Consider the following 21,103-nt stretch of genomic DNA (forward strand, 5'->3'; position numbering starts at 1 on the left):
CTAAAAATAGAGTCCCGGATGAAAATTCGGGATTTTTTATAGAGGCTTATATAGAAAAAATTAAAAGTAAATTTGTGGTAAGGATTGATAAAAATGAATTTAGATATTATAAGACAGGATACTCCGGGATGTTCGGATAAAATATTTTTAAACAGTGCAGGAGCTTCATTAATGCCTAAGTCTGTTGTAGAGACTACAATCAAGTTTTTATATGAAGAACAGGAGTTTGGAGGATATGCTGCGGCCACACGAAACTCAGGATTGATTAATCAGTTTTACGAAGAAACAGCAAAACTGATTAATACCAAATCTTCCAATATTGCATTTGCAGGAAGTTCTACAGATGGGTATGCTAAAGCTTTGTCCAGCATTTCTTTCAAAGAAGGAGACTGTATTATTACCACCAATGATGACTATATATCCAATCAGATCGCCTTTATTTCTTTGCAGAAAAGACATAAAATTGAAATTATCAGAGTTGCCAATCTCTCTGACAATGAGTTGGATCTTGAAGATTTTGAACATTTGATCAGAAAGCATCATCCCAAATTAATTGCCGTTACCCATATTCCTACCAATTCCGGCTTAATTCAGAATATAGAAGGAGTTGGGAAGCTGTGTCAGCAATATGATATTCTTTATCTTGTGGATGCCTGCCAGTCTGTAGGTCAGATCGTGGTAGATGTTGAAAAAATCAATTGTGATTTTCTGACAGTAACCGGACGAAAATTTATGCGTGGACCAAGAGGAACAGGATTTTTGTATGTTTCAGACAAAGCTTTAAACCAGAAAATGTATCCTTTGTTTTTAGATAGTATTGGAGCCCAATGGACATCTTTTGATGATTTCCAGCTCAATGATACAGCCAAAAGATTTGAACTTTTTGAAAGGCCATATGCAGAACTATTGGGATTTACAGAAGCTTTGCGATATGCCAATGCAATAGGGATGGATCAGATTGAAAGTTATAACCGCAAATTGGCAGATACATTGAGGAATAATCTACAAAACAATGATTTCAGAGTGTTGGATAAAGGAAATAAATTAAGCAGTATCATTACTTTTTGTCAGGCAGATGGAAATGTTCAAAAGATCCATGAAATTCTGACTAAGAACAACGTATTTTTTAAGGAGAATAAAAAAGGAGATGCATTAATTGATTTTACTTCTAAAAATGTAGATCATGCCATCAGATTATCGCCTCATTATTTCAATACGATGGAAGAAATTGAAAAAGTATCCCAGCTTTTAAAAGAGATCAACCATTAAAATGATGGTTTTAAAATTTTCGGGCCCTGGCGAATGCCAGGGCCCGAAAATTTTATTTTTTATTCAATAGATTCAGCGTATGTTCTACATGTCCGCCTCCTTTCCATTCATCATGACCTGGAATAACAAGAGCGGCCTGTGAGTATTTGGATTTCAGTTTTGCCATGGTTTGTGGCCATTGCGCAACATTGGCTTCTCCGGTATAACCTAAATTCTCAGCTGTTCTGCTTTTTACAAGACACCCTCCGTCCAAAATATTGTATTTTGGAAACCACACCACTACATTGTCAGCAGTATGGCCTTCACCAAGAAAGTCTACTACAAATTTTTCTCCACCAATACGGTATGTTTTTCCGGTTTCTATAATTTCTGTAGAAGTTGCTTTTCCTTCTTTTTTTAGCAGTTCGTTGGTTTTAGCTGTTGCATACGTCTTGATTCCTTTGTTATTATAAAAACTTAAATCTCCGGCTCTGTCTTCATGTGAATGGGTTGCAAATACAGCGATGACAGGAAGATTATGACGTTTTTGAATGGTATCCAGTAAACCTTGATATTGCGTTTTCTGCCATGGAACATCGAATAAAACAACTCCTTTTTTGGTAATCAGATAAACTGCATTGGTAGAATATTCTTTCCCGCCGAATACCCCGAAAGTTTTATAAATATAGAAATTAGGCTTAATCTGTGGTTCAATTACAAAATCTCTAACCTGAGTGTTTTGGGCATTTGTAAATGGACTTAATAACATCGAAATAATAAAAAACGGAATGCTTTTCTTCATAATTTTTAAGTAATAATTATAGATTAGTATTTGTCAGAAAGACAAAGTCTGTGAATGTTTTGCAAACCTAGTTAAAAATAATTTTTTCGGGGAGTTCAAAAAAGATGTTTAACCGTTTTTTAACAGTTAATCCAATGCAGTTTTTCAGGAAAATATTTGAAAAGGAATAGTCTTTTCTAATTATTTAACGCAACTTTGTTGCAATATTGTTTTTTTTACTACTTTTGGTTTTTAATTAATAACCCTTTTCAATGTTTAACAGACTTAAATAAAAACCTTAATGTATATGAAATTTAGATTGATGCTGTCGGTGTTTGTAATCTTTATTATTTCGATGGTAAATGCTCAGGATGTAGAAGTATCAGGGAAAGTACTTTTTGAAAATAGGGGTAATCCGGATGCAGAAGTTATGCTGAAAGACACTTCAGCCAAAACTGTGGTGGATAAAAATGGTGATTTTATGATCAAAAATATTGTTCCCGGAAATTACAAACTTCTGGTGAGAGCTAAAGGATATGAAGAATTTGAAAAAAATATTTCTGTAGGAAAAAAAAATACATTCATTCCCAATATTATACTTACTCAAAATAGTAACAACATTGATGAAATTGCAATAACCGGAGTTTCAAGGGAAACTTTAATCAAAGAAACCCCTGTTGCTATGCTCAGTATTTCTTCCAAACAGATCGAAAGAACTGTTGCAACCAATATTATCAGTTCATTGGTGAAATCTGCTCCGGGATTAAGTGTGGTGGAAACTGGGCCTAATATTTCAAAACCTTTTATCCGGGGATTGGGTTATAATCGGGTACTCACTCTTTATGATGGCATACGTCAGGAAGGCCAGCAATGGGGAGATGAGCATGGTATAGAAGTCGCTCCTTATATTATTGAAAGGGCAGAGGTTATAAAAGGACCTGCCAGCCTGATGTTCGGTTCTGATGCTCTGGCAGGAGTGGTAAGTCTTTTCCCCTATACCCCTTCTCAGAATGATGGTATTGTGCATGGGAAAGTAACCAGTGAATATCAGGGGAATAATAATCTTATCGGAAACGGAATGCAGCTGGGGTATAAAAAGAATTCTCTTATAGCTTCATTAAATGCTTCCTACAGAATGGCAAAAAACTACAGAAATGCTGTAGATGGCAGAGTATACAATACCAATTTTGAAGAGAAAAACTTTTCATTTCTTTTAGGACGTAAAACAAATACCAGCTTTTCAAAAATCAATTTTACATTGTATGATAACCTGCAGGGAATACCTGATGGGAGCCGTGATCCGGCTACTGGAAAATTTACCTATCAGATAGGAGAGGGAGATGATGATGATTTGGGAAAAAGACCTGTAGTTTCAGAGAGAAATCTTAATTCTTACACCCTATCTCCTTTACACCAGAGGATTCAACATTACAGATTATATGCACAGCACACTCAGCAGATTGGGAAAGGAGACCTGGATGTTCAGTTAGGTTTACAACAAAATATCCGTAGAGAATACAATCATCCCACGGCTCCTTCACAACCTGGAATGTATGTACGGCTTAATACTTTAAACTATGGAATACGCTATAATTTTCCTAAATTTTCATCAGTTGAAATTTCTGCAGGTATTAACGGAATGGTTCAAAATAATAAAAATAAATCAGCAACAGATTTTCCTATTCCCGATTACAACTTAAGTGAAGGAGGGATCTATACTTATATCAAATGGAAATATAAAAGGCTCAACATAAGTGGCGGTGCCCGTTATGATATCCGAAAAATCGGCTGGGACGATTTTTATATACAGACTAATCCTGTAACACAATTTGAAGAACATGCTGCTCAGGCATCTGCTAATACCAGACTTGGGTTTGCTTCTTATAACAAAACTTTTGGTGGTCTGTCTGCAAGTATCGGTTCCGCTTTTCAATTGACAAAACAGATCAGTCTTAAAGCTAATATTGGAAGAAGTTACAGAGCGCCAAACATTACAGAAATTGGTTCGAACGGACTGGATCCCGGAGCCCATATTATTTATAAAGGAAACAGAGATTTCAATCCTGAATTCTCATTACAGGAAGATCTGGGAATCAGTACAAGATTTAAGGACTTTTCAGCAGATGTAAGCTGGTTTAACAACAATATTCAGAATTATATTTATCTGTCATTACTTGTAGATTCTCAGGGAAATCCTATTGTAGATACGCAGGGAAATAAAACCTATCAGTATCAGCAGGCTTCCGCTCAGCTTTATGGTATGGAAGCATGGCTGTCACTGCATCCTGAAAAATGGAAAGGATTTAATTTTGAAACCAGCTTATCCGTTATTTATGGGTTCAACCGTGATAAGAAATTTAAAAATAAAGAAACTCAAGGTGAATACCTTCCTTTGATTTCTCCATTGAAATTATCCGGAAACCTATCCCAGAAAATATCTGTCCCGTCAAAATTGATTACATCGGTTACGCCTACAGCAGAAGTAGAGTTTTCGGCAGCACAGAACAGGTATATGGGATTGGATAATACAGAAACAGCAACGCCGGATTGTACATTGTTTAATATCGGTACTTCAGTCGCCATTCATTACTCTGAAAACCATTCTGCCACCCTGCAGTTTCAGGTGAATAATGTATTTGATCGCGCCTATCAATCACATCTTAGCCGGTTAAAGTACTTAGGAAATATCTATAATATGGGGAGGAATATCTCTTTAAAACTGATCGTTCCTTTTTAATAGATTATAGTAAAGGTGACTTTGTAAAATAAGTCACCTTTATTATAATAATTTTCAGTAATCTATTTTTTAACCAATATTTTTTCAGTCGCTTTTTTGCTTAAAATTTCTGTTTTGCCCTCAATTTCTATCGTCATTGATTTATCAAAACTTTCCACTTTTACCACTTTTACTTTGGTATTGAGAAGCAGTTTTCTGTCATTCAAATAAGTGAGGAAAGCATCATCAGAAAGGGTAACTGAAGCAAAAGTAACATTTTCACCAGGTTCACAGTTGCTGAGCTTTTGCAGATCTTGTGAGATAATGTTTCCGTCTTTATCCGGAATAGGTTCTCCATGCGGATCGAATTTAGGATGATCCAGAATTTCGTCCATTTTATCGAAAAAGATTTGAGAATGCACGTGTTCGAGCTGTTCTGCGATTTCATGAACATTTTCCCAGCCAAAATTCATTTTTTTAACCAGGAACATTTCGGTAAGACGGTGTTTACGAACTACAAGGGCTGCTTCACGTCTTCCGCTTTCTGTAACGATTAATGGTTTATAAGTCTCATAAATGACCCATTTTTTGTCGGCAAATTTCTTCATCATATTATTGACACTCGGCATTTTTACATTCAAAAATTTACTGAGCTCATTAATGGTAACCTTTCCTTCATTGTCAACTAAATGAAACAAAGCTTTCAGGTAATTCTCTTCTGTTAGGGTTGTTTTCAAAATGTTAGATGATTTTCAGTACAAATCTAACAAAATAAAATATAAACTCTTATGCTTGAATCAAAAAGTTCATTTAAATAATTATTAAATTTTTTTTCGCAAAAAGATATCGCTAGATGTAAATAATTTGCAAATGAGTGGGGTTACATGTAATGTTTGAAGGTTATATTATTTTTATTTATTCTATTATTTAATGAATATTATTTCGAATAATTACAATTATCTGTATTTTTTTTAATATATGGATAATTTGAATGTGCTTTTTTTCATTTTTAAGTGATTTGTTGATTAATTACTTATCTTAACCTCGTAAAAAATAGAGCAATGAAATTAAAAATTACTTTCCTTTCACTTTGCGCATCCTTTTTTATGAATGCGCAGATATTGAAACCCAATGGTTTAAACAGTGATGATCTCCCCGGAACAACTTTTAAACTTAATGTTGATGATTTTAAAAGAACTGTAAATACCAGTAGAAAAAATTCTGAAAAAATTCGTAACCAATCTATTGTTTTACCCCTTATTGATGGTACTAAAAAGGAATTTATTCTATCTGAAAATAATCTTTTAAACAAAAAAATTGACAATATTATCACTTTTGACGGATATTCAAAGGACAGACAGGATAAAATAAAACTTACGCTGGTTGGAAATGAAATATCTGCAATGGTTAAATCCGGAACAGGATACTATATTATAGAACCTTATAAAACTAAGAAAGGAGAATATCGTATTTACAACTCTTTTGAAATGTTTGGTGAAAAGTTTACATGCGGTACTGACGAAAATGACTTTAAAGAAAGTTTGGAGGCAGTAGCCAAAGGACTGAATGTTCAGAAATCCGTGTCAGGATTCCCTTATGGAAGCTCATTGAAAACGTTCAGAATGGCAGTGGCCACAACAGGTGAGTTTACCACTGCTTTAGGAAATCAGGATGCTGCTCTTGGAGAATTGGTAGCTATGATGAACCTGATCAATCAGATATATGAATCAGAATTATCCATTTCTTTTACCTTAATTGATAAAACAACCAATAAAACCCTGATTTTTACGGATGGTGCTACAGATCCTTTTACAATAGATCCATCTTTTGCCTCAGCGGCCAATTCACAATCCGGGTTTGATGTTATGAATACGAACGGAACACTGCCTTATGCGGATTACGATATTGGTCATACCTTTAATATTATGCCCGGAGCGGGAGGAAGCGCTCAGGGACAGGCAGGTCCTCGTCCTTGTACGTCATCCCTTAAAGCAAGAGCCTGGAGCCAATGGACGCTCTCTATGCCAAAATCTTTATCTGCCAACCTGATCGTTCATGAAATGGGGCACCAGTTTGGAGCAGGACATACTTATAATGCGGTAGGAGGAACATCTTCAAGCCCTACATTCTGTACTTCCGGATGGAACTCAGCCGCTGCTACAGAGCCAGGCTCAGGATCTACTATTATGGCTTATAAAAATAACTGTACTACCCCTAATGATCAAACCAATACAGGAAATAACGGTTTGAATTATTTCCATGCTAAAAGTATTGATCAGATTTTAAATACACTTACAGTATCTTCTACCTGCTATAGTTCTGTAGCAGTAAATAATACACCGCCTTCTGCCAATCCGGGTAACACCGCGATAAGCATTCCAAAAAATACACCTTTTAAACTGAAAGGGATCGCAAGTGATGCGGAAGATACCAACCTTTCTTATACCTGGGATCAGGTAGACGTTGCCACTGCCAATGATAAAGGAGCTTTTGGAAGTACTATTAACGGAACTGGAGGGTATTCTGCAGTAAATAGTACTACAGCACCATTATTCAGATCTGAACAGAGTACAACGACTACAGAACGATATTTTCCAAAAATGAAATTTGTTCTGAATAACCAGAATAATCCTCCTGTTAACGAAGCAGAAGCACTTCCTTTGGTGGCTAGAACCATGAAAATGAGATTTACTGTAAGAGATAACAGTGTGATTTCAGGCGGGGCTGATTCTGATCAGGTTACAGTGACCGTAACGAATCAAGGGCCGTTAACAGTGACCTATCCTAATTCAAATGTAACATTGAATGCTGAAACAAATATCAATGTAACGTGGGATGTAAACCAGACTGATGTTCTGAAAAATACGGTGAATGTCCTTCTTTCTACGGATGGAGGAGATACTTTCCCGTATGTACTTGCTTCCAATGTTCCTAATAATGGGACAGCAGCGGTAACTTTGCCATTTGTTCCTTATACTAATAAAGCAAGAATTAAAGTTACTGCAGTAATAAATGATTATGCAGAATTCTTTGATGTTTCCGATACTAATTTTATCATCAGCTCCAGCTGTAATGCTTTCCAAACCATTATGGTAGACAATCCGAAAGTGGTAACAGCAATACAGGGAAGTGCACAGGCTAACCTTAATCTGGTACCACAAACTCCATCGAATGATACGTATAATTCTAAAACATTGACTTTTGATGCTGCGAATATGACAGCCAATAGCTGGTATATATTTAATCAGGCACAAACAGCTCCTTATCTGCTTAACGCAAGCTCAAGTATGCTGACTTTAAAATTCAAAGCAACGGAAACCGGAAGTTATACATTAAGTTATCCTTCTCCAAGTGGAGTAGCTATCACTCTATATAAAGGAAGCCAAACAGGGACAGCTAATTTCCTGACTTCAAATGCTGTGTATTCCGGAACAGGAACCAGCTTTACCTATTACAGAACATTCACGGTAAATCTGGAAAAGGGTGTGGAGTACTTTATGACTTCAAGAAATCTGAGCAGTACTCCTGCAGGATCAAGTGTTGTGGTTAGTATTAATGGACCTGGACAATTTTACGATACTGTAAGTCTGCCTGCAGGTGTTAGTTTCACGTATGCAGCTATTAATACAACCACCAATACAATCATTGCTACAAGTTCAACAGGTAACTTTACGACTTTACCTGTAGGAACATATATGGTTCAAGGTATTTCGTTTACCGGAGCAGAAAGCACCTTAGTTAATAAAACGATTGCGGAACTTAATCAGGCTAAAGTTTGTTACCAATTAAGCAGAAACAATATTACTTTAAATATTACTTCTGTATTAAGTGCCAAAGAGCTTTCTAAAAAGCCAATTGGTTTGGTTCCGAATCCAGTGAAAGATTTCCTTCAGGTATACAGTGATGAGAAAATCACTCATTATGAAATTTATGATGCTTCGGGAAGATTAATGGAGGGTAATACGATGAATAATTCAGCTATTAACTTCACTAAATTTAAAACCGGTGTTTATATGTTAAAATTATTGAATAATAAAACACTGATCCATCAGTCAAAAGTTATCAAAAAATAATAAATAATATATATGTAAAGGGAGCTATAGCGATATAGCTCCTTTTTTGTATAGAATTTGTATGAGTATCAATAAATACCACCCAAGATGAAAAACATTATACTATTTCTGCTTTTTACATTGTTCTGTAATATATCGGGGCAATCCCGAAGCTTTATATTTGATTTTAACCCTAAGAAATTTATAAAACAGAATAAACTGAATAAGGGAGGAGCAAAAGAGGTTATTTTTAATTTATATGATATCAATGGTAAGGAAACAAAATATATAACAACAGACAGAACATCAGAAGCATTGAGAAAAGAGCAGGTATACAGTTTTAAAGGGAAATCTGAAGATGGTACAAAGCTTATTACTTTGACCATTGCCTCAGGAAATCTAACGGGATCTTATATGGAGAACGGAGTTTCTTATTTTATTGAGCCACTGGAAAGAACATGTAAAAAGAAATATAAGATATATATAAATTCCGGAAAAGGTTTCCAGGTTGGGCAGCCCAATGATGTTATCAAATAAACTCAATATTTACAGGCATTTAATTTTAAAATTTTTTCGCCTTTTCATAGGACCAATTTTCTTTTATTGTTTAATTTTACTCTATGAAATTTTCATTCAAAAACGATTATTCTGAAGGATGCCACCCAAATATCTTACAGGCACTTTTACATCATAATCTTGAACAGCAGGCCGGATATGGAGAAGATGAGTATTCATTAAGAGCTAAAACATTAATAAAAGAAAAAATCAACAATACGCATTCGGAAGTCTTTTTAGTTTCAGGAGGAACACAGGCTAACTTAATTGTTATTTCCGCTATTTTAAAACCTTATCAGTGTGTTATTTCCGCAGCACCCGGACATATTCTGAATAACGAAACAGGAGCCATTGAAGCCACAGGTCATAAAGTACTGAGCATAGAAACAGCAGACGGAAAAATAAGACCATCAGATATTATCCCGGTTTTGGAAGGACATAGTAATGTACCCCATCAGGTGATGCCTAAGCTGGTATATATATCCAATTCTACAGAGTTGGGGACGATCTATCAGGCAAAAGAGCTGGAAGAGCTTTCCGCATTTTGTAAGCAGAATAAATTGTATCTGTTCATGGACGGAGCAAGGCTGGGGCATGGTCTGACAGCTGAAATCAGTGATCTTACTCTGGAAAAAGTAGCTGCTCTGACCGATATTTTTTACCTTGGAGGTACCAAAAACGGAGCTTTGATAGGAGAGGCTATTGTGATTAATAATCCTGTTCTTCAGGAAGATTTTGCTTTTAATATCAAACAGAAAGGAGCATTATTAGCAAAAGGAAGACTGTTGGGAATTCAGTTTATGGAACTGATGAAAGACGATTTGTACTTTGATCTTGCGAAACATGCCAATCAACAGGCAATGAAAATTAAGAATGCATTACAGAAAAAAGGCGCTGCATTTCTTTCTGATACTTATACCAACCAGATTTTTCCTATTCTCAATAATCAATTGATAGAGGTATTATCTGAATATTTTGAATTTTATATCTGGAAAAAGATAGATGAAGATTCTTCAGCCATTCGTCTCATTACCTCCTGGAGTACAGGAGATGAAGCTGTGAATCGCTTTATTGAAATTATTGAACAGAATTAAGATAAAAAACAGCCTTGAAAAAGGCTGTTTTTATTTTTATGATGAGACAGAATTATTTTTTCAAAGCTTCGGTTACTGCTTTACAGTCAGCTGAAGTTAGCTTCTGTCCGTCTTTATAGCTTACTTTTTTATCGTCAGCATATTTGGACTGTCCGTCTTCTTCTTTATGATCACCAATACCTTCTGTCAAAGCATTATCCTTTTGAAGGAAGTAGATATCTCTTTTGCTCTTTTTACCTTCCGCAGTAAATTCGTAAGTCAGTTTCAGGGTATCTCCGGATTTAAAACCGGTTACATCTCCTTTTGAGCTGTCTTTTTCACTGTTTTTGTAAGATAATTTTCCGGTGATTGTTCCCAAATTGTCATCAATAGAGGCAAAAACGCTGTCTTTACCAGTTACTCCAATATAACAGAAAGATTTTGGTCCAAGCGTATCAATTACAGGTTCTTCAACAGCAATTGTATCTGCTTTTGGAGCCGGAGCCGGAACTTCAGTTTTCTTATTACAGTTGATTAAAAAAGCTGAAACAGCACCCAATAAGATTAATTTTTTCATATCCTTAATTGTTAAAATCAAATTTTGAATTCCAAAAATAGCAATAGTATTTATATATTAAAGAATATTGTTGGTAAATAAGGGTAATTTTCAATAGTCTTAAAAATGATAAATGTTTTTAGGCACGAAAAATGATTTATTTTTTTAAATTGATTTTAATGAAAAAGATGACTAAAGTACTAGGGTTGGTATTATTTATTTTAGGTTTACAATGTGTGACAGCACAGGCTCCTCAAAATTACATTTATACTTCTTCGGGAGACCTTCATAATATTGAAAAGATGATCACTCGGGAAGATATCGGTGGTGTACAGATTGTGTATAACTGGAAAGCTCTGGAAAAATCCAAAGATGTATATGATTTTTCTGTTATTGAAAAAGATTTAGATTATCTGACAAGTCTCCATAAAAAACTATTTATCCAGCTTCAGGATAGGTTTTTTGAACCACAGGCAAGATATATTCCTGATTATGTGCTGAATGATAAAGAGTATGCAGGAGGACTGGTTCCTCAATTCGATAATCCGGGTGAAAATAAACCTATTGGAAGCGGGTGGGTCACTCAGCAATGGAATCCCGCTGTCCGAATGAGATTTCAGAAGCTGATAGGAGAATTGGCAAAAAAATTTGACGGAAAGATTCAGGGGATTAATCTTCCGGAAACTTCGATAGATATTGAAATGAAAAAGGATCAAACAGGGTTTAGCTGCGACCGTTATTTTCAGGCTGAATTGGAAAATCTAAAATTTACAAAAAGTGTTTTCCATGATTCTTATGTATTGCAATATGTGAATTTCTTTCCGTGTGAATGGGATAATGATCACAAATACATGTCCAGACTGTTTGATTTCGCTTATAAAAATAATATAGGATTGGGTGGTCCTGATATTGTTCCGAATAAAAAAGGTCAAATGAAAAATTCTTATCCTTTTTTTAATCAATACAAAGGAAAGCTTCCTTTTGTGGCAATGGCGGTTCAGGAGCCGACGCTTACTTATAAAAATCCTAAAACTAAAAAACCTTTTACCAAAGAAGTATTTACAGAGTATGCCGAAAACTATCTGGGAGTAAAAATTATTTTCTGGAGTGTGGAATCTCCCTGGCTGAGAGATTCCAAATGATAATTCTCCTTTATACTTTTAATATTCCTCTGAAACCTCTCGCTGCATAATAAGAATCTGCACCATTGTGGTAAGTAAATACGGTGTTGTATCGTCTGTCGCAGAAAATAGCGCCTCCCAATTCCCGAATTTGCTGAGGGGTCTTAATCCAGCTTGAGGTTTTTTGATCAAATTTTCCCAGTTCCTGAAGATAGTTGTATTGTTCTTTGTTTAAAAGTTCAATGCCCATTTCAGAAGCGGTATCAATAACATTACTTTCAGGTTTGTTGGCTTTTCTGGAGTCCCATGCCTGGTAATCATAGCATAGGCTTCGGCGTTTTGGGCTTTCCGAAGAACAGTCGATAAAGGAATATTGATCTGTTTTTTTGTCGTAATCTACTACATCGGGCTCGCCTTCTGTAGTTTCCATTTCATGTAAAGACCAGAGTTTTTCGGGATTGGCTTCCAGTTTTTCCTGGATTTTTTCCCATTTCAGGTCTTTGTGGCGATTCATATTTTTTTCAAAACGAATTTCTAATGTTTTTAAAAGGTCGTTGGTTTGTTCCTGGGTAAGCTTCTTTTTCATGTCAAATTTTGTTTTGTAGTTTGTTTTGTTGCTGGAAATCGCAAAGACGCCAATTATATTAATGAGAATATTTCTTAAGGCGCGAGGATTTTATCTTCGATAAAATTTCTGACTTTTTATCTTTAAAATTATTAGTCAATAATAGTGATTTTTCTATCTGCAGGTCTGAAATACCAGGAAATAAGGACGAGGACAAATAAAAGTACTGCCGGAAAAGTTCTTCCCGCTGTGTCACCTACGATCAGGTGGGAAATTACAGCGCCTGACATGACAAAGAAAAATCCTGCATAGGCCCATTCTTTCAACAAAAGACGTTTTGGGATCAGGATGGCAATAACGCCCAGAATTTTCCATACTCCGATGATGTTCATCAGATAAGAAGGGTAGCCCAGATGGGTAAAATTGAGCAGTTCATCTTTGCTTTTCATCAGCTGCACAATGGCAGTGGAAACCATTCCCAGGGCCATCCAAAGGGTAAATACCCAATAGATGATTTTTGTTCTTTTTTGTGATTGTGGTGTGTTCATGATGAGGTTTTTATAGTTAATCGTTTAATCCTATTCCGTCCATGATTTGTGGAATGCATTTTTCTATGCGGGCTTCACGGGTTTTAGACTGTTTTGCAGAGGAAAAGTGGAGGAGGTAAGCTCTTTGTCTTCCAGGAGTTAATGCTTTGAAAGCCTCCTGTAATGCAGAATTTTCATCCAGCTTGCTCTGAAACTCTTCAGTTATTTCAAACTCTTTGGTTTTCTTCATTTCAACTTTTGCACCTGATTCTTCAATTTCAACAGCTTCAAACATATAGGAGCGAAGGACTTCCTCCAAATCATTGATTTGTTCTACATTCGTAAAGCGAGCCTGCCTTGCCGCCTGTACGTTTTTAGACTGCTGAATCAGAATATGATCGGGATCTTTCATCAAGGCTCCTTTAAAGAATAGAAGAGCACAATATTCTTTAAAACCATGGATCAGGAAAATATTTTTCCCTTCATAAGTATAACACGGGCAGCCCCATTTTAAATCTTCCACAAGTTCAGTGCTTAGGGCAATGGTTCTTAACTTTTCAAATTCTTCCTGCCATTGTCCGGCGTTTTCGAAGAAAAAATTAACTTTTGGATTCATATGGTGTTGTTTTTTTGTGTTTGAGGGTATTAGAGTTGGGGGAGTTTTGGGTTTCGGGATGCGAGATGTTTAGGTTAGAGGGTTTGAGAGTATTAGAGTTGAAGAGTTTTGAGTTATTCAGGAGTAGTATATAAACCTCGAAACTCATATCCCGCATCGTCTCTCATCTCCTTGTCTCATCTATGATCTGCTACCTTTCACTTAACAATTCCTGCAAACGGTTATGTGCCATATTAATACCTTGTGCAAAAGGCATTTTCAGGTGCTGATCTCTGAAGTCTACAGATTTATAAATGGTTTGGATCGTTATTTTGCTGGTGGTTTCCGTTAATTTTTCAAATTCTAAAAACTCAATCTGAGCCGGAAAAGGCGTATTTTCCATCTGGAAAGTTCTTATAATGCTTTCATTCTGAACAATATCATGAATGGTTCCATTGGCACTGAAAACCACATCACCCTGAGGGTTTGAAGTTTCAAAGCGGTAACTTCCGTGTTGCTTATTTTCGAATTTGGTGACTTTAGTTCCCATCCATTGCTCGAAAAGTTCAGCTTCTGTATAGGCTTTGAAAAGGAGTTCTACAGGAAGATCAAATTCTCTGATAATAAAGATTTCCTGTCTTCCGCCTTCAGCGTGGATTTTTGTTTTAAGTTCCATATTTTGAGTTTTCTTGGGTTGGAGAGTAGTAGAGTTAGAGGGTTTGAGGGTTTTAGAGTGGGAGAGTTGGGGTTCGGGATGCGAGATCCAGGTTTTTGTGTTTGCGAGGTTCAAAGTAAGAAATTCGAGTTATTTTAAATTGCAATTCATGTATCCAATCGATCTCGAAACCTGAATACCCCGAATCCCATATCTCGCCTCATGCTTCTCTTTTCTGATAGGCTTTCATTACGCTTTCCAGCTTGTTGAACTTTTCGTCCCACATTTGGCGGAAAGGTTCTATAAAATCGGCTATTTCTTTCATTTTATCGGGATTAAGGTGATAGATAATTTCTCTGCCGTTTTGTTCAAATCTCAGCAGTTCACATTCTGTAAGGATCTGGAGATGCTTTGAAACGGTAGGTCTTGCCGTATCAAAATTGGAAGCTATAGCTCCTGCTGTCATTGACTGTGCTGCCACCAACATCAATATAGATCGTCTTGTAGGATCTGCTATCGCCTGAAATACATCTCTTCTTAAATTCATTATGTAGTTATTTGACTACAAATATATGTGTAGTTATTTAGCTACGCAAATATTTTATAGGAAATTTTTGATTTCAATAAAAAAAGCTCAAAAATGTAGGGAAATACACTTTTGAGCTCTGTAATTTTAAATATTGAATAAAGAAATCTGCTTACGATCTTACTTCAATATCTTCAACTATATGTATAGCTTCCTGCAGATACAGGTCTTTTTGCAGATTTTTAACCCATACTTCCGACTTGTTTTTGAATGCCGCATCGCTTTTTTCTCTTTCAATATCTTTTGGATATAGGGTGAATTTAAGACCACTTTCTAATGTTTTTAAAACTTTGAATTTATCATCCTCAGTTTTTCTCTGCTTCATCAGGTCGCTGTATTTTTGCATGCTCAGAGGCACTGTTTTTTCTTTACCCAGATTTTCTCTCCATTGGGCGTATTCAAGTAATAGCTTATAATTATCGTTTTTAGCAATTCGCTCTTCGCTTACTTTCTGCAAGGCTTGAATATTGAGAAAATTTCGTTTGTTGAAAGTTGTTCCCGGTATTTTATCCCAGGCTAATGCATAATCATCATATTTTTCACCGATGTCTGCATAAGAAAAGACATCTTTCATCTGGATATCTGAGCTTACTCCTTTTCTCTGTGTAGACTCTCCGGTGATTCTATAATATTTCTGAATAGTGAGTTTTATGGAACCAAAGTCTTCCTGACTATTGAGAAACCTGTTCAGATCTACAAATACCTGCACAGTTCCTTTTCCATACGATACTGGAGATCCCATGATAACTGCTCTTCCATAATCCTGCATTACACCGGATAAGATTTCTGCGGCAGAAGCAGATAATTCATTCTGTAGAATCACAAGCGGACCGTTCCAAATGGGAGCTTCATTTTTATTTTTTAAAGTGGTAATCTTTCCATTTCCATCTTTTACCTGCACATAAGGGCCTGCATTCATGAAAAGTCCCATAATATCTCCAACTTCCGTTAAAGATCCTCCGGAGTTATTTCTAAGATCAAGAACAATTCCCTGGATGTTTTGCTCCTTAAGTTTGATGATTTCTTTTTTAATATCGTCAGAAGCGTTTCTTCCGTCTTTATCTTCAAAATCAGCATTGAATTTTGGTAAATTGATCAATCCGTATTTTTTATCAGATGCATTTACGATAATACTTTTAGCGAAAGTATCTTCAATTGATATTTCTTCGCGGAGCATTGTTACATCCTGAATAGTTCCGTCTTTTTTCTGTACCGTTAAAGTAATGGGTGATCCTTTTTCACCTCTGATTAATTTGGTGGCTTCGCTGGAAAGCATATCCACAACATTTACAGGATCAGTATCGGGGGTAGATTTTATTTTTAAAATCTTATCACCTTCAGTCAGCTGCTTGGTCTTCCATGCCGGAGCTCCAATGGATAATGTACCGATATAAAGGTTTCCTTTCTTTTCCTGGATCACGGCACCTATTCCGATTATTTTTCCTGTGAAGTCCGTATCAAAATCTTTCTTCCCCTGTGGTGAATAATAATTGGTATGCGGATCAAAAATATGCGTATAGGCATTCATATATACGGTAAACCAATCCATTTTTTGTCTTTTTTTGAATCGGATAAATTTGTCTTCCAGAAGATCTTTAACGTTTTCTGTTGCCTTTTTTACCTTTTCATCCTGGCTCAGAACTTCAGGCTTACTGTTGTTTTCTTTGGGAGTAGAATCTGCTTTCTTTTTTTCTTCACTTTTCCTGTTCATGGATTCTATTTCCTGAAGGATATTGTATTTCACATATTTCTTCCATTCATTATATTGCTGCTGCTTGTTGGCCGGGGCATTTTTCAGTTTGGGTTCCAAAGTCAGTATTTCATCTTCTTCCAGATTGATGGGTTTGCTGAAGATATCCTTGGTCATTTTATCAATTTCATCTATTCTTTGATACAATTTATCGACTGTCAGTTTATAAAAAGTCAAATCTCCGGTATTCAGATAATCATCCAGTTTGGTTTCGTATTTACGAAACTCATCCATATCAGATTGCAGGAAATAGGTTTTTGTAGGATCTATGGATTCAAAATACTGTTTATACACTTCTTTTGAATACGCATCATTAATAGGTTTGGGGCTGTAATGCAGATAAGACAAAATATTCTTGGTATTGACCATAATGATCTGCATCTTTTCTTCTTCATTGATGGGAGGACGAAAACCGAACACACAAAATGTAAGCGGAAGAAGCAATAAAAAACGAACGGTTTTAAAATTTTTCAACATATAATATGATTGTGCTTTTAATTGAAAACTATACTTGTTTTGTTGCTATTAATTGATGTATTTTCAATTTTTTGCTTAAAAATAGTAGTAAACAAGAGCTTTCAATGTGCTTTTATAAAAATCATGTGAATGTATGAAAAATATTGATAATAAGTAGTTGTGGAGTAGTATTTTAAGATAAGTTTATGGTTTAGTGGAATTACAGAGAAGTAGGTATAGCAATACGGCTTTCAGGCAGGAGATAAAATACTGGTTACCGTATGCAGAAACCAGATTATCCTGGAAAGGGCAGTGGGTTATGAAAGATAAATATTTAGCAAATGTAAAATGATGAAAAAGAGCAATGTAATTGCATTTCCTCCTGTATTATTGAATTAGGAGGTAGATAAATTTCTCTATATCGAGAATATTTTTTTATATTTAAAAAATAATTATAATATTTAAAAAGTGAAGCACAAATTGAGAAAGTGTATTTACGTCCTATTTCTAATAATAGGACTTTCTTCTTGTAGAGAAGAGGAAACAGCATTAGAAAGTAAAAAGCAAGAAAAAACATTTAGACTTTTTAATAAAGAAAGTTATAAACAATCCAAAATATCTAAAGAAAGTCCCTTTTTAAGCAAATCTTATGCTTTAGATTTTTTACAAGCTTATTACTCTTATGATCTAAAAAATGGGACAAACTACACAGGACTTAATATAAAGTCACCAATTTCAAATTCATACATTAATTTCATAGTACATTCTCAAATAATTGAAAATAAAGAAGGGAATTTATATATGTATTTTCCGGTAATGAAGAATGAAAAAGTTTCTGATATTTATTTTTCTTCTATTAATAAAGAAAATACTATTCTAGGATTATATAAGCTAAAAAATACTATCCCCGAATATAATGATATATTTTCGGCATTTGAGAGGGTATTTAATCGTTCTAATAGGAACATGTTTTCTAGAGGCCAAGGAGTTACAGATATTGAGGAAGTTGTAATTACAGGTCCTTCAAACCCTTCAGATGATATGGGTATAATAGGCCCGGGACAATGCGAAATGTATGGGCAATGTAATAATAACGGAGGTGGAAATGGTTCTTCTGGAGGCTCTGGTGGAGGCGGAGGAGCTGGAGGAACAACTGCGACAGCTGGAGCAGCGGACGGAATACTTGAAGTTCCTTCAGCGAGAGAATTAGCATGGTTATTAATAAATACATCTGCAGCTGAAAGAGATAAAATGAGGGATAATGTAAAAAAAGCCAATCTTTATGCAAATACTCAACCAGGATTCCATAATGGTCTTGGTGATGCTTTGAGACATTCTCTATGGTCCGCTTTAGACGCTGCAGATCTGGGATTGAATAAAGCCAAAGATTTTCATACCTTGCATGAAACTGCAAATCCTGCTTCCGATGGTTCAAATGCTATGGATTTACACAATAATCAATGGGGATTTAATTGGTATTCACAGAATGGGAACCCGGATAATAACATAGATAAATTTCTTTATGATTTTTTGCAGCAGTTAATAGCGGACAAATTCAAACTCAACCTAATCAATAATGAGAAATAACGAGAGTACCAGATCTATATTTTTTATATTACTATTCTTTCTATTTTCCTGTAAAGGACAAAATAATCCGGAATGCTTGATAAAACTTAAAGAAAGGCTGTCTCCAAAAATAAATGCTGAAAATAAAATTGGAGAAGTGATTAACTTAAAAGAAGATACTCAGTGTTTTGATTGGGATTCTTTACTTATTATGATGCCAATTTCTTTGAATGAGGAAACAGAAAAAGAGTTAGGAATGAAATTACCCATAGGTGATGATTATACCTGGGAATCCGATAATACCTCAATGTTTTTATTTGTGAAGAATAAAAAAGTTGTTTATTCTATGCTTCAAAAAGCAACTGTAGACAGAGAAACTTATGATGCAGCCCAAACAATAAGAGCTTATTATTTTCTTAATCTACTTAACTCCTATGGAAAAGGAAGGTACTATGTTATCATTCCAAAAGAGAAGGCTGTATTTGAAACTTATCCTATGATATATCATGATAAGGATGGTAAAGAAGTGAGCAATCCTAAGTTTGGCCTTGGTGTAAAGGTGAAGGGAAACTAGAATAATAAATGAAGATATACTTTAATTTCCCAAAAGAATAATAAAAAAATCCTAGATTAATGAGGGGGATCCGGGATTTTTCTATTTCCTTAATTCTCTTAAACCTTAATCAATTCTTAATGGTTCAAATATTTTATTAGAATTTTTAAACGCAAAGCTTTCAGAGGAAGGCTTTTTATTTTAGAGAGCTAAGATTGGCAAGTGAACTTGCCTGATGAAGCGATGTGGATGGTTTTTCTTTATTGTTTTATAAAAACGCCGATATATTTTCCGGCGTATTGCACAACGGAAGTCTTAATATTCTTTTTAATACAAAAATCCTGATAAGCAGAATTGTCGCCAATATCATCACTGATAAAGACTGCACCGGGTTTTAATCTTTTATAAATTTTATGATAGGCCCACATTCTTCCATGATAACTTTTGTCAGAATCATAGTGGAAAACATCAAAAAAGGAGACTTTTTTTAGAATTTTAGGCAGAGATTCTCTATCCGCAAAATGAAATAATTTCCAGAACTTTTTAAGAGTTTCAGGAACAACATATCCCACATAACGATCGCCATCCTGAGCAAGATAAGGCATATCTGAGCTATATAACGTACCGTTTCTTTTTTGAACCGAAAGCAATATGGCTAACGAAGACCATCCGTAAGCCACTCCGGTTTCAAGAACGTTTTGTGCTTTGGTAAATTCGCAGGCATAATAAATAAGCTCCAGTGCACCAGAACCGCCCATTGTGATAGGACATTCTTTTTCTTTTAAGTTTGCTTTTTCCAGAGTATCAGCATACGCTTCTCTGAAATGATCATTATCAATAGAGAAAAGTTTTGAAACTGCCTCTTTTTGAGATATTGCTATGGATGCAGCCCAGGAATTTGTTTTTACTTTTCCTCTAAACGGACTTCTTCTGCTTACCGTATTTTTAATGATTTTTCTGCCCAATTCAGGATAAAGAGCAGGTCTTTTAAGATAAGCTACAAATGTTTTGAGAACTGTTGACATTTCATTGATTGCATTAAAGTTACAAGACAAATGTATCTTAATAAAATCCGTATTGTATGTAGACAATATTAATTTTGAAAGTAAATTTGTTTATAATTTTTTAATGACATTCCTGATGATTAATCAACAATAAATAATATATTTTACTTTAAATGTAAAGTTAAAGAGAAATATTTTTATTTTTTCTAGAGGACGAAAGGTAGGCAAATGAATTCACCCGATGAAGCGGGAGGTTATTTTTGAACCATTAAGAAGGCTTGAGGTTTTAAGCAAAATTAAGATTCAAATACATTTGAAAGAAACATTGCGCTTTATGAATATCTTTAAATATCTCCTTAATTACTTACTTATTCTTAATGACTCAAATTCTTAGTTTCAATTTTGATTTTATTACACAAAAATGGGCTTTTATGTGTTTATGGCTGAGACGGTTTCTTTATGGATAAGGTGAAGCTTTTTTCTTTACAGAAATGTCTGTCCAAAAATATATGGAGCACAGCCATAAAAAGGGTGGTTTTTTTTTGCTTTTTCATGAGAGTAGGTATTGTTTTTTTTCAATAACACACTAAATAGTGTTTTGTTTTATTGGTGCAAATGTATAAAATAATTGTATAAACAGAAAGATGAATTAGGCTAAATTACTGTAATAGTCTTTAATTGTCTATTAGGGGGCAAAAGCTCTACTCAGGAAATTCTTTTATCTTTGTGGTCTCGATGTTTTCT

Annotated in this window: 18 protein-coding genes; 8 read left to right on the forward strand and 10 right to left on the reverse strand. The window is 35.0% G+C overall.

Translation table 11 applies throughout. The annotated features are described in order from the left end of the window. Positions 1-93: 93 nt before the first annotated feature. Complete coding sequence (locus BOQ62_RS13295; protein WP_228414086.1) at positions 94-1,269, forward strand: aminotransferase class V-fold PLP-dependent enzyme; 1,176 nt, start codon at positions 94-96, stop codon at positions 1,267-1,269. A gap of 52 nt (positions 1,270-1,321) precedes the next feature. Here the strand turns inward: BOQ62_RS13295 and blaIND are convergent, their stop codons facing one another. Further along, positions 1,322-2,050, reverse strand: coding sequence for an IND family subclass B1 metallo-beta-lactamase (gene blaIND, locus BOQ62_RS13300; RefSeq protein ID WP_129040180.1), 729 nt, complete (start codon positions 2,048-2,050; stop codon positions 1,322-1,324). Positions 2,051-2,336: 286 nt separating this feature from the next. Between blaIND and BOQ62_RS13305 the strand changes: the two genes are divergently transcribed. Beyond that, positions 2,337-4,766 (forward strand): TonB-dependent receptor, encoded by a 2,430-nt coding sequence (locus BOQ62_RS13305; RefSeq protein WP_129040182.1) that lies wholly within the window; start codon positions 2,337-2,339, stop codon positions 4,764-4,766. Between the two features lie 62 nt (positions 4,767-4,828). Here the strand turns inward: BOQ62_RS13305 and BOQ62_RS13310 are convergent, their stop codons facing one another. Next, entirely contained in the window at positions 4,829-5,482 is a 654-nt protein-coding gene (locus tag BOQ62_RS13310; protein ID WP_129040184.1) for a metal-dependent transcriptional regulator, read from the reverse strand. Positions 5,483-5,806: 324 nt separating this feature from the next. Between BOQ62_RS13310 and BOQ62_RS13315 the strand changes: the two genes are divergently transcribed. The 3 genes from BOQ62_RS13315 (at position 5,807) to BOQ62_RS13325 (ending at position 10,446) form a co-directional block, all read left to right on the forward strand. After that, a complete protein-coding gene (locus BOQ62_RS13315; RefSeq protein WP_129040186.1) occupies positions 5,807-8,818 on the forward strand; it encodes a zinc-dependent metalloprotease in 3,012 nt (1,003 codons plus the stop codon). Between the two features lie 87 nt (positions 8,819-8,905). Beyond that, the gene (locus BOQ62_RS13320; RefSeq protein WP_129040188.1) at positions 8,906-9,334 is read left to right on the forward strand and encodes a hypothetical protein; all 429 of its coding nucleotides are present in this window, start codon (positions 8,906-8,908) and stop codon (positions 9,332-9,334) included. Positions 9,335-9,417: 83 nt separating this feature from the next. Beyond that, on the forward strand, positions 9,418-10,446 hold the full coding sequence (locus tag BOQ62_RS13325) for a threonine aldolase family protein (protein ID WP_129040190.1): 1,029 nt from the start codon (positions 9,418-9,420) through the stop codon (positions 10,444-10,446). A gap of 52 nt (positions 10,447-10,498) precedes the next feature. Here BOQ62_RS13325 and BOQ62_RS13330 read toward each other — a convergent pair whose 3' ends face one another. After that, on the reverse strand, positions 10,499-11,002 hold the full coding sequence (locus BOQ62_RS13330) for a hypothetical protein (protein ID WP_129040192.1): 504 nt from the start codon (positions 11,000-11,002) through the stop codon (positions 10,499-10,501). 158 nt (positions 11,003-11,160) lie between these two features. Here BOQ62_RS13330 and BOQ62_RS13335 point away from each other — a divergent pair, with 158 nt between their 5' ends. Continuing rightward, entirely contained in the window at positions 11,161-12,123 is a 963-nt protein-coding gene (locus tag BOQ62_RS13335) for a hypothetical protein (RefSeq protein ID WP_228414089.1), read from the forward strand. A gap of 10 nt (positions 12,124-12,133) precedes the next feature. On the opposite strand, the gene BOQ62_RS13340 is transcribed toward BOQ62_RS13335, so the two are convergent. The 6 genes from BOQ62_RS13340 to BOQ62_RS13365 all read right to left on the reverse strand — a co-directional run bounded on the left by BOQ62_RS13340 (position 12,134) and on the right by BOQ62_RS13365 (position 17,257). Beyond that, positions 12,134-12,688, reverse strand: a complete 555-nt coding sequence (locus BOQ62_RS13340) for a DUF4256 domain-containing protein (protein WP_129040194.1) — start codon at positions 12,686-12,688, stop codon at positions 12,134-12,136. Between the two features lie 131 nt (positions 12,689-12,819). Continuing rightward, complete coding sequence (locus BOQ62_RS13345; protein ID WP_129040196.1) at positions 12,820-13,215, reverse strand: DoxX family protein; 396 nt, start codon at positions 13,213-13,215, stop codon at positions 12,820-12,822. 16 nt (positions 13,216-13,231) lie between these two features. Next, the gene (locus BOQ62_RS13350) at positions 13,232-13,810 is read right to left on the reverse strand and encodes a YdeI/OmpD-associated family protein (protein WP_129040198.1); all 579 of its coding nucleotides are present in this window, start codon (positions 13,808-13,810) and stop codon (positions 13,232-13,234) included. Between the two features lie 190 nt (positions 13,811-14,000). Next, positions 14,001-14,465, reverse strand: a complete 465-nt coding sequence (locus BOQ62_RS13355) for an SRPBCC domain-containing protein (RefSeq protein ID WP_129040200.1) — start codon at positions 14,463-14,465, stop codon at positions 14,001-14,003. Positions 14,466-14,664: 199 nt separating this feature from the next. Continuing rightward, complete coding sequence (locus BOQ62_RS13360; protein WP_129040202.1) at positions 14,665-14,991, reverse strand: ArsR/SmtB family transcription factor; 327 nt, start codon at positions 14,989-14,991, stop codon at positions 14,665-14,667. 151 nt (positions 14,992-15,142) lie between these two features. After that, a complete protein-coding gene (locus tag BOQ62_RS13365) occupies positions 15,143-17,257 on the reverse strand; it encodes a carboxy terminal-processing peptidase (protein ID WP_129040204.1) in 2,115 nt (704 codons plus the stop codon). Positions 17,258-17,716: 459 nt separating this feature from the next. On the opposite strand from BOQ62_RS13365, the gene BOQ62_RS13370 reads away from it, so the two are divergent. Together BOQ62_RS13370 and BOQ62_RS13375 are read left to right on the forward strand one after the other, a co-directional pair. After that, positions 17,717-18,823 carry a DUF6973 domain-containing protein gene (locus BOQ62_RS13370; protein WP_129040206.1) on the forward strand — a complete coding sequence of 369 codons (1,107 nt, stop codon included), beginning with the start codon at positions 17,717-17,719 and terminating at the stop codon, positions 18,821-18,823. A 76-nt stretch (positions 18,824-18,899) separates the two neighbouring features. Next, positions 18,900-19,376: a hypothetical protein gene (locus BOQ62_RS13375; RefSeq protein ID WP_129040208.1), complete on the forward strand. Its 477-nt coding sequence runs from the start codon at positions 18,900-18,902 to the stop codon at positions 19,374-19,376. A 239-nt stretch (positions 19,377-19,615) separates the two neighbouring features. On the opposite strand, the gene BOQ62_RS13380 is transcribed toward BOQ62_RS13375, so the two are convergent. Next, the gene (locus tag BOQ62_RS13380; RefSeq protein ID WP_129040210.1) at positions 19,616-20,380 is read right to left on the reverse strand and encodes a class I SAM-dependent methyltransferase; all 765 of its coding nucleotides are present in this window, start codon (positions 20,378-20,380) and stop codon (positions 19,616-19,618) included. Positions 20,381-21,103: the final 723 nt, after the last annotated feature.

Source organism: Chryseobacterium sp. CH21, assembly GCF_004119445.1.
Classification (GTDB): domain Bacteria; phylum Bacteroidota; class Bacteroidia; order Flavobacteriales; family Weeksellaceae; genus Chryseobacterium.

What these genes read in the sequence shown, in the direction of transcription:
- BOQ62_RS13295 (WP_228414086.1), top strand. Translation starts at nt 94, where the DNA reads ATGAATTTAGATATTATAAGACAGGATACTCCGGGATGTTCGGATAAA.
- blaIND (WP_129040180.1), bottom strand. Translation starts at nt 2,050, where the DNA reads ATGAAGAAAAGCATTCCGTTTTTTATTATTTCGATGTTATTAAGTCCA.
- BOQ62_RS13305 (WP_129040182.1), top strand. Translation starts at nt 2,337, where the DNA reads ATGAAATTTAGATTGATGCTGTCGGTGTTTGTAATCTTTATTATTTCG.
- BOQ62_RS13315 (WP_129040186.1), top strand. Translation starts at nt 5,807, where the DNA reads ATGAAATTAAAAATTACTTTCCTTTCACTTTGCGCATCCTTTTTTATG.
- BOQ62_RS13320 (WP_129040188.1), top strand. Translation starts at nt 8,906, where the DNA reads ATGAAAAACATTATACTATTTCTGCTTTTTACATTGTTCTGTAATATA.
- BOQ62_RS13325 (WP_129040190.1), top strand. Translation starts at nt 9,418, where the DNA reads ATGAAATTTTCATTCAAAAACGATTATTCTGAAGGATGCCACCCAAAT.
- BOQ62_RS13330 (WP_129040192.1), bottom strand. Translation starts at nt 11,002, where the DNA reads ATGAAAAAATTAATCTTATTGGGTGCTGTTTCAGCTTTTTTAATCAAC.
- BOQ62_RS13335 (WP_228414089.1), top strand. Translation starts at nt 11,161, where the DNA reads ATGAAAAAGATGACTAAAGTACTAGGGTTGGTATTATTTATTTTAGGT.
- BOQ62_RS13340 (WP_129040194.1), bottom strand. Translation starts at nt 12,688, where the DNA reads ATGAAAAAGAAGCTTACCCAGGAACAAACCAACGACCTTTTAAAAACA.
- BOQ62_RS13345 (WP_129040196.1), bottom strand. Translation starts at nt 13,215, where the DNA reads ATGAACACACCACAATCACAAAAAAGAACAAAAATCATCTATTGGGTA.
- BOQ62_RS13350 (WP_129040198.1), bottom strand. Translation starts at nt 13,810, where the DNA reads ATGAATCCAAAAGTTAATTTTTTCTTCGAAAACGCCGGACAATGGCAG.
- BOQ62_RS13355 (WP_129040200.1), bottom strand. Translation starts at nt 14,465, where the DNA reads ATGGAACTTAAAACAAAAATCCACGCTGAAGGCGGAAGACAGGAAATC.
- BOQ62_RS13360 (WP_129040202.1), bottom strand. Translation starts at nt 14,991, where the DNA reads ATGAATTTAAGAAGAGATGTATTTCAGGCGATAGCAGATCCTACAAGA.
- BOQ62_RS13365 (WP_129040204.1), bottom strand. Translation starts at nt 17,257, where the DNA reads ATGTTGAAAAATTTTAAAACCGTTCGTTTTTTATTGCTTCTTCCGCTT.
- BOQ62_RS13380 (WP_129040210.1), bottom strand. Translation starts at nt 20,380, where the DNA reads ATGTCAACAGTTCTCAAAACATTTGTAGCTTATCTTAAAAGACCTGCT.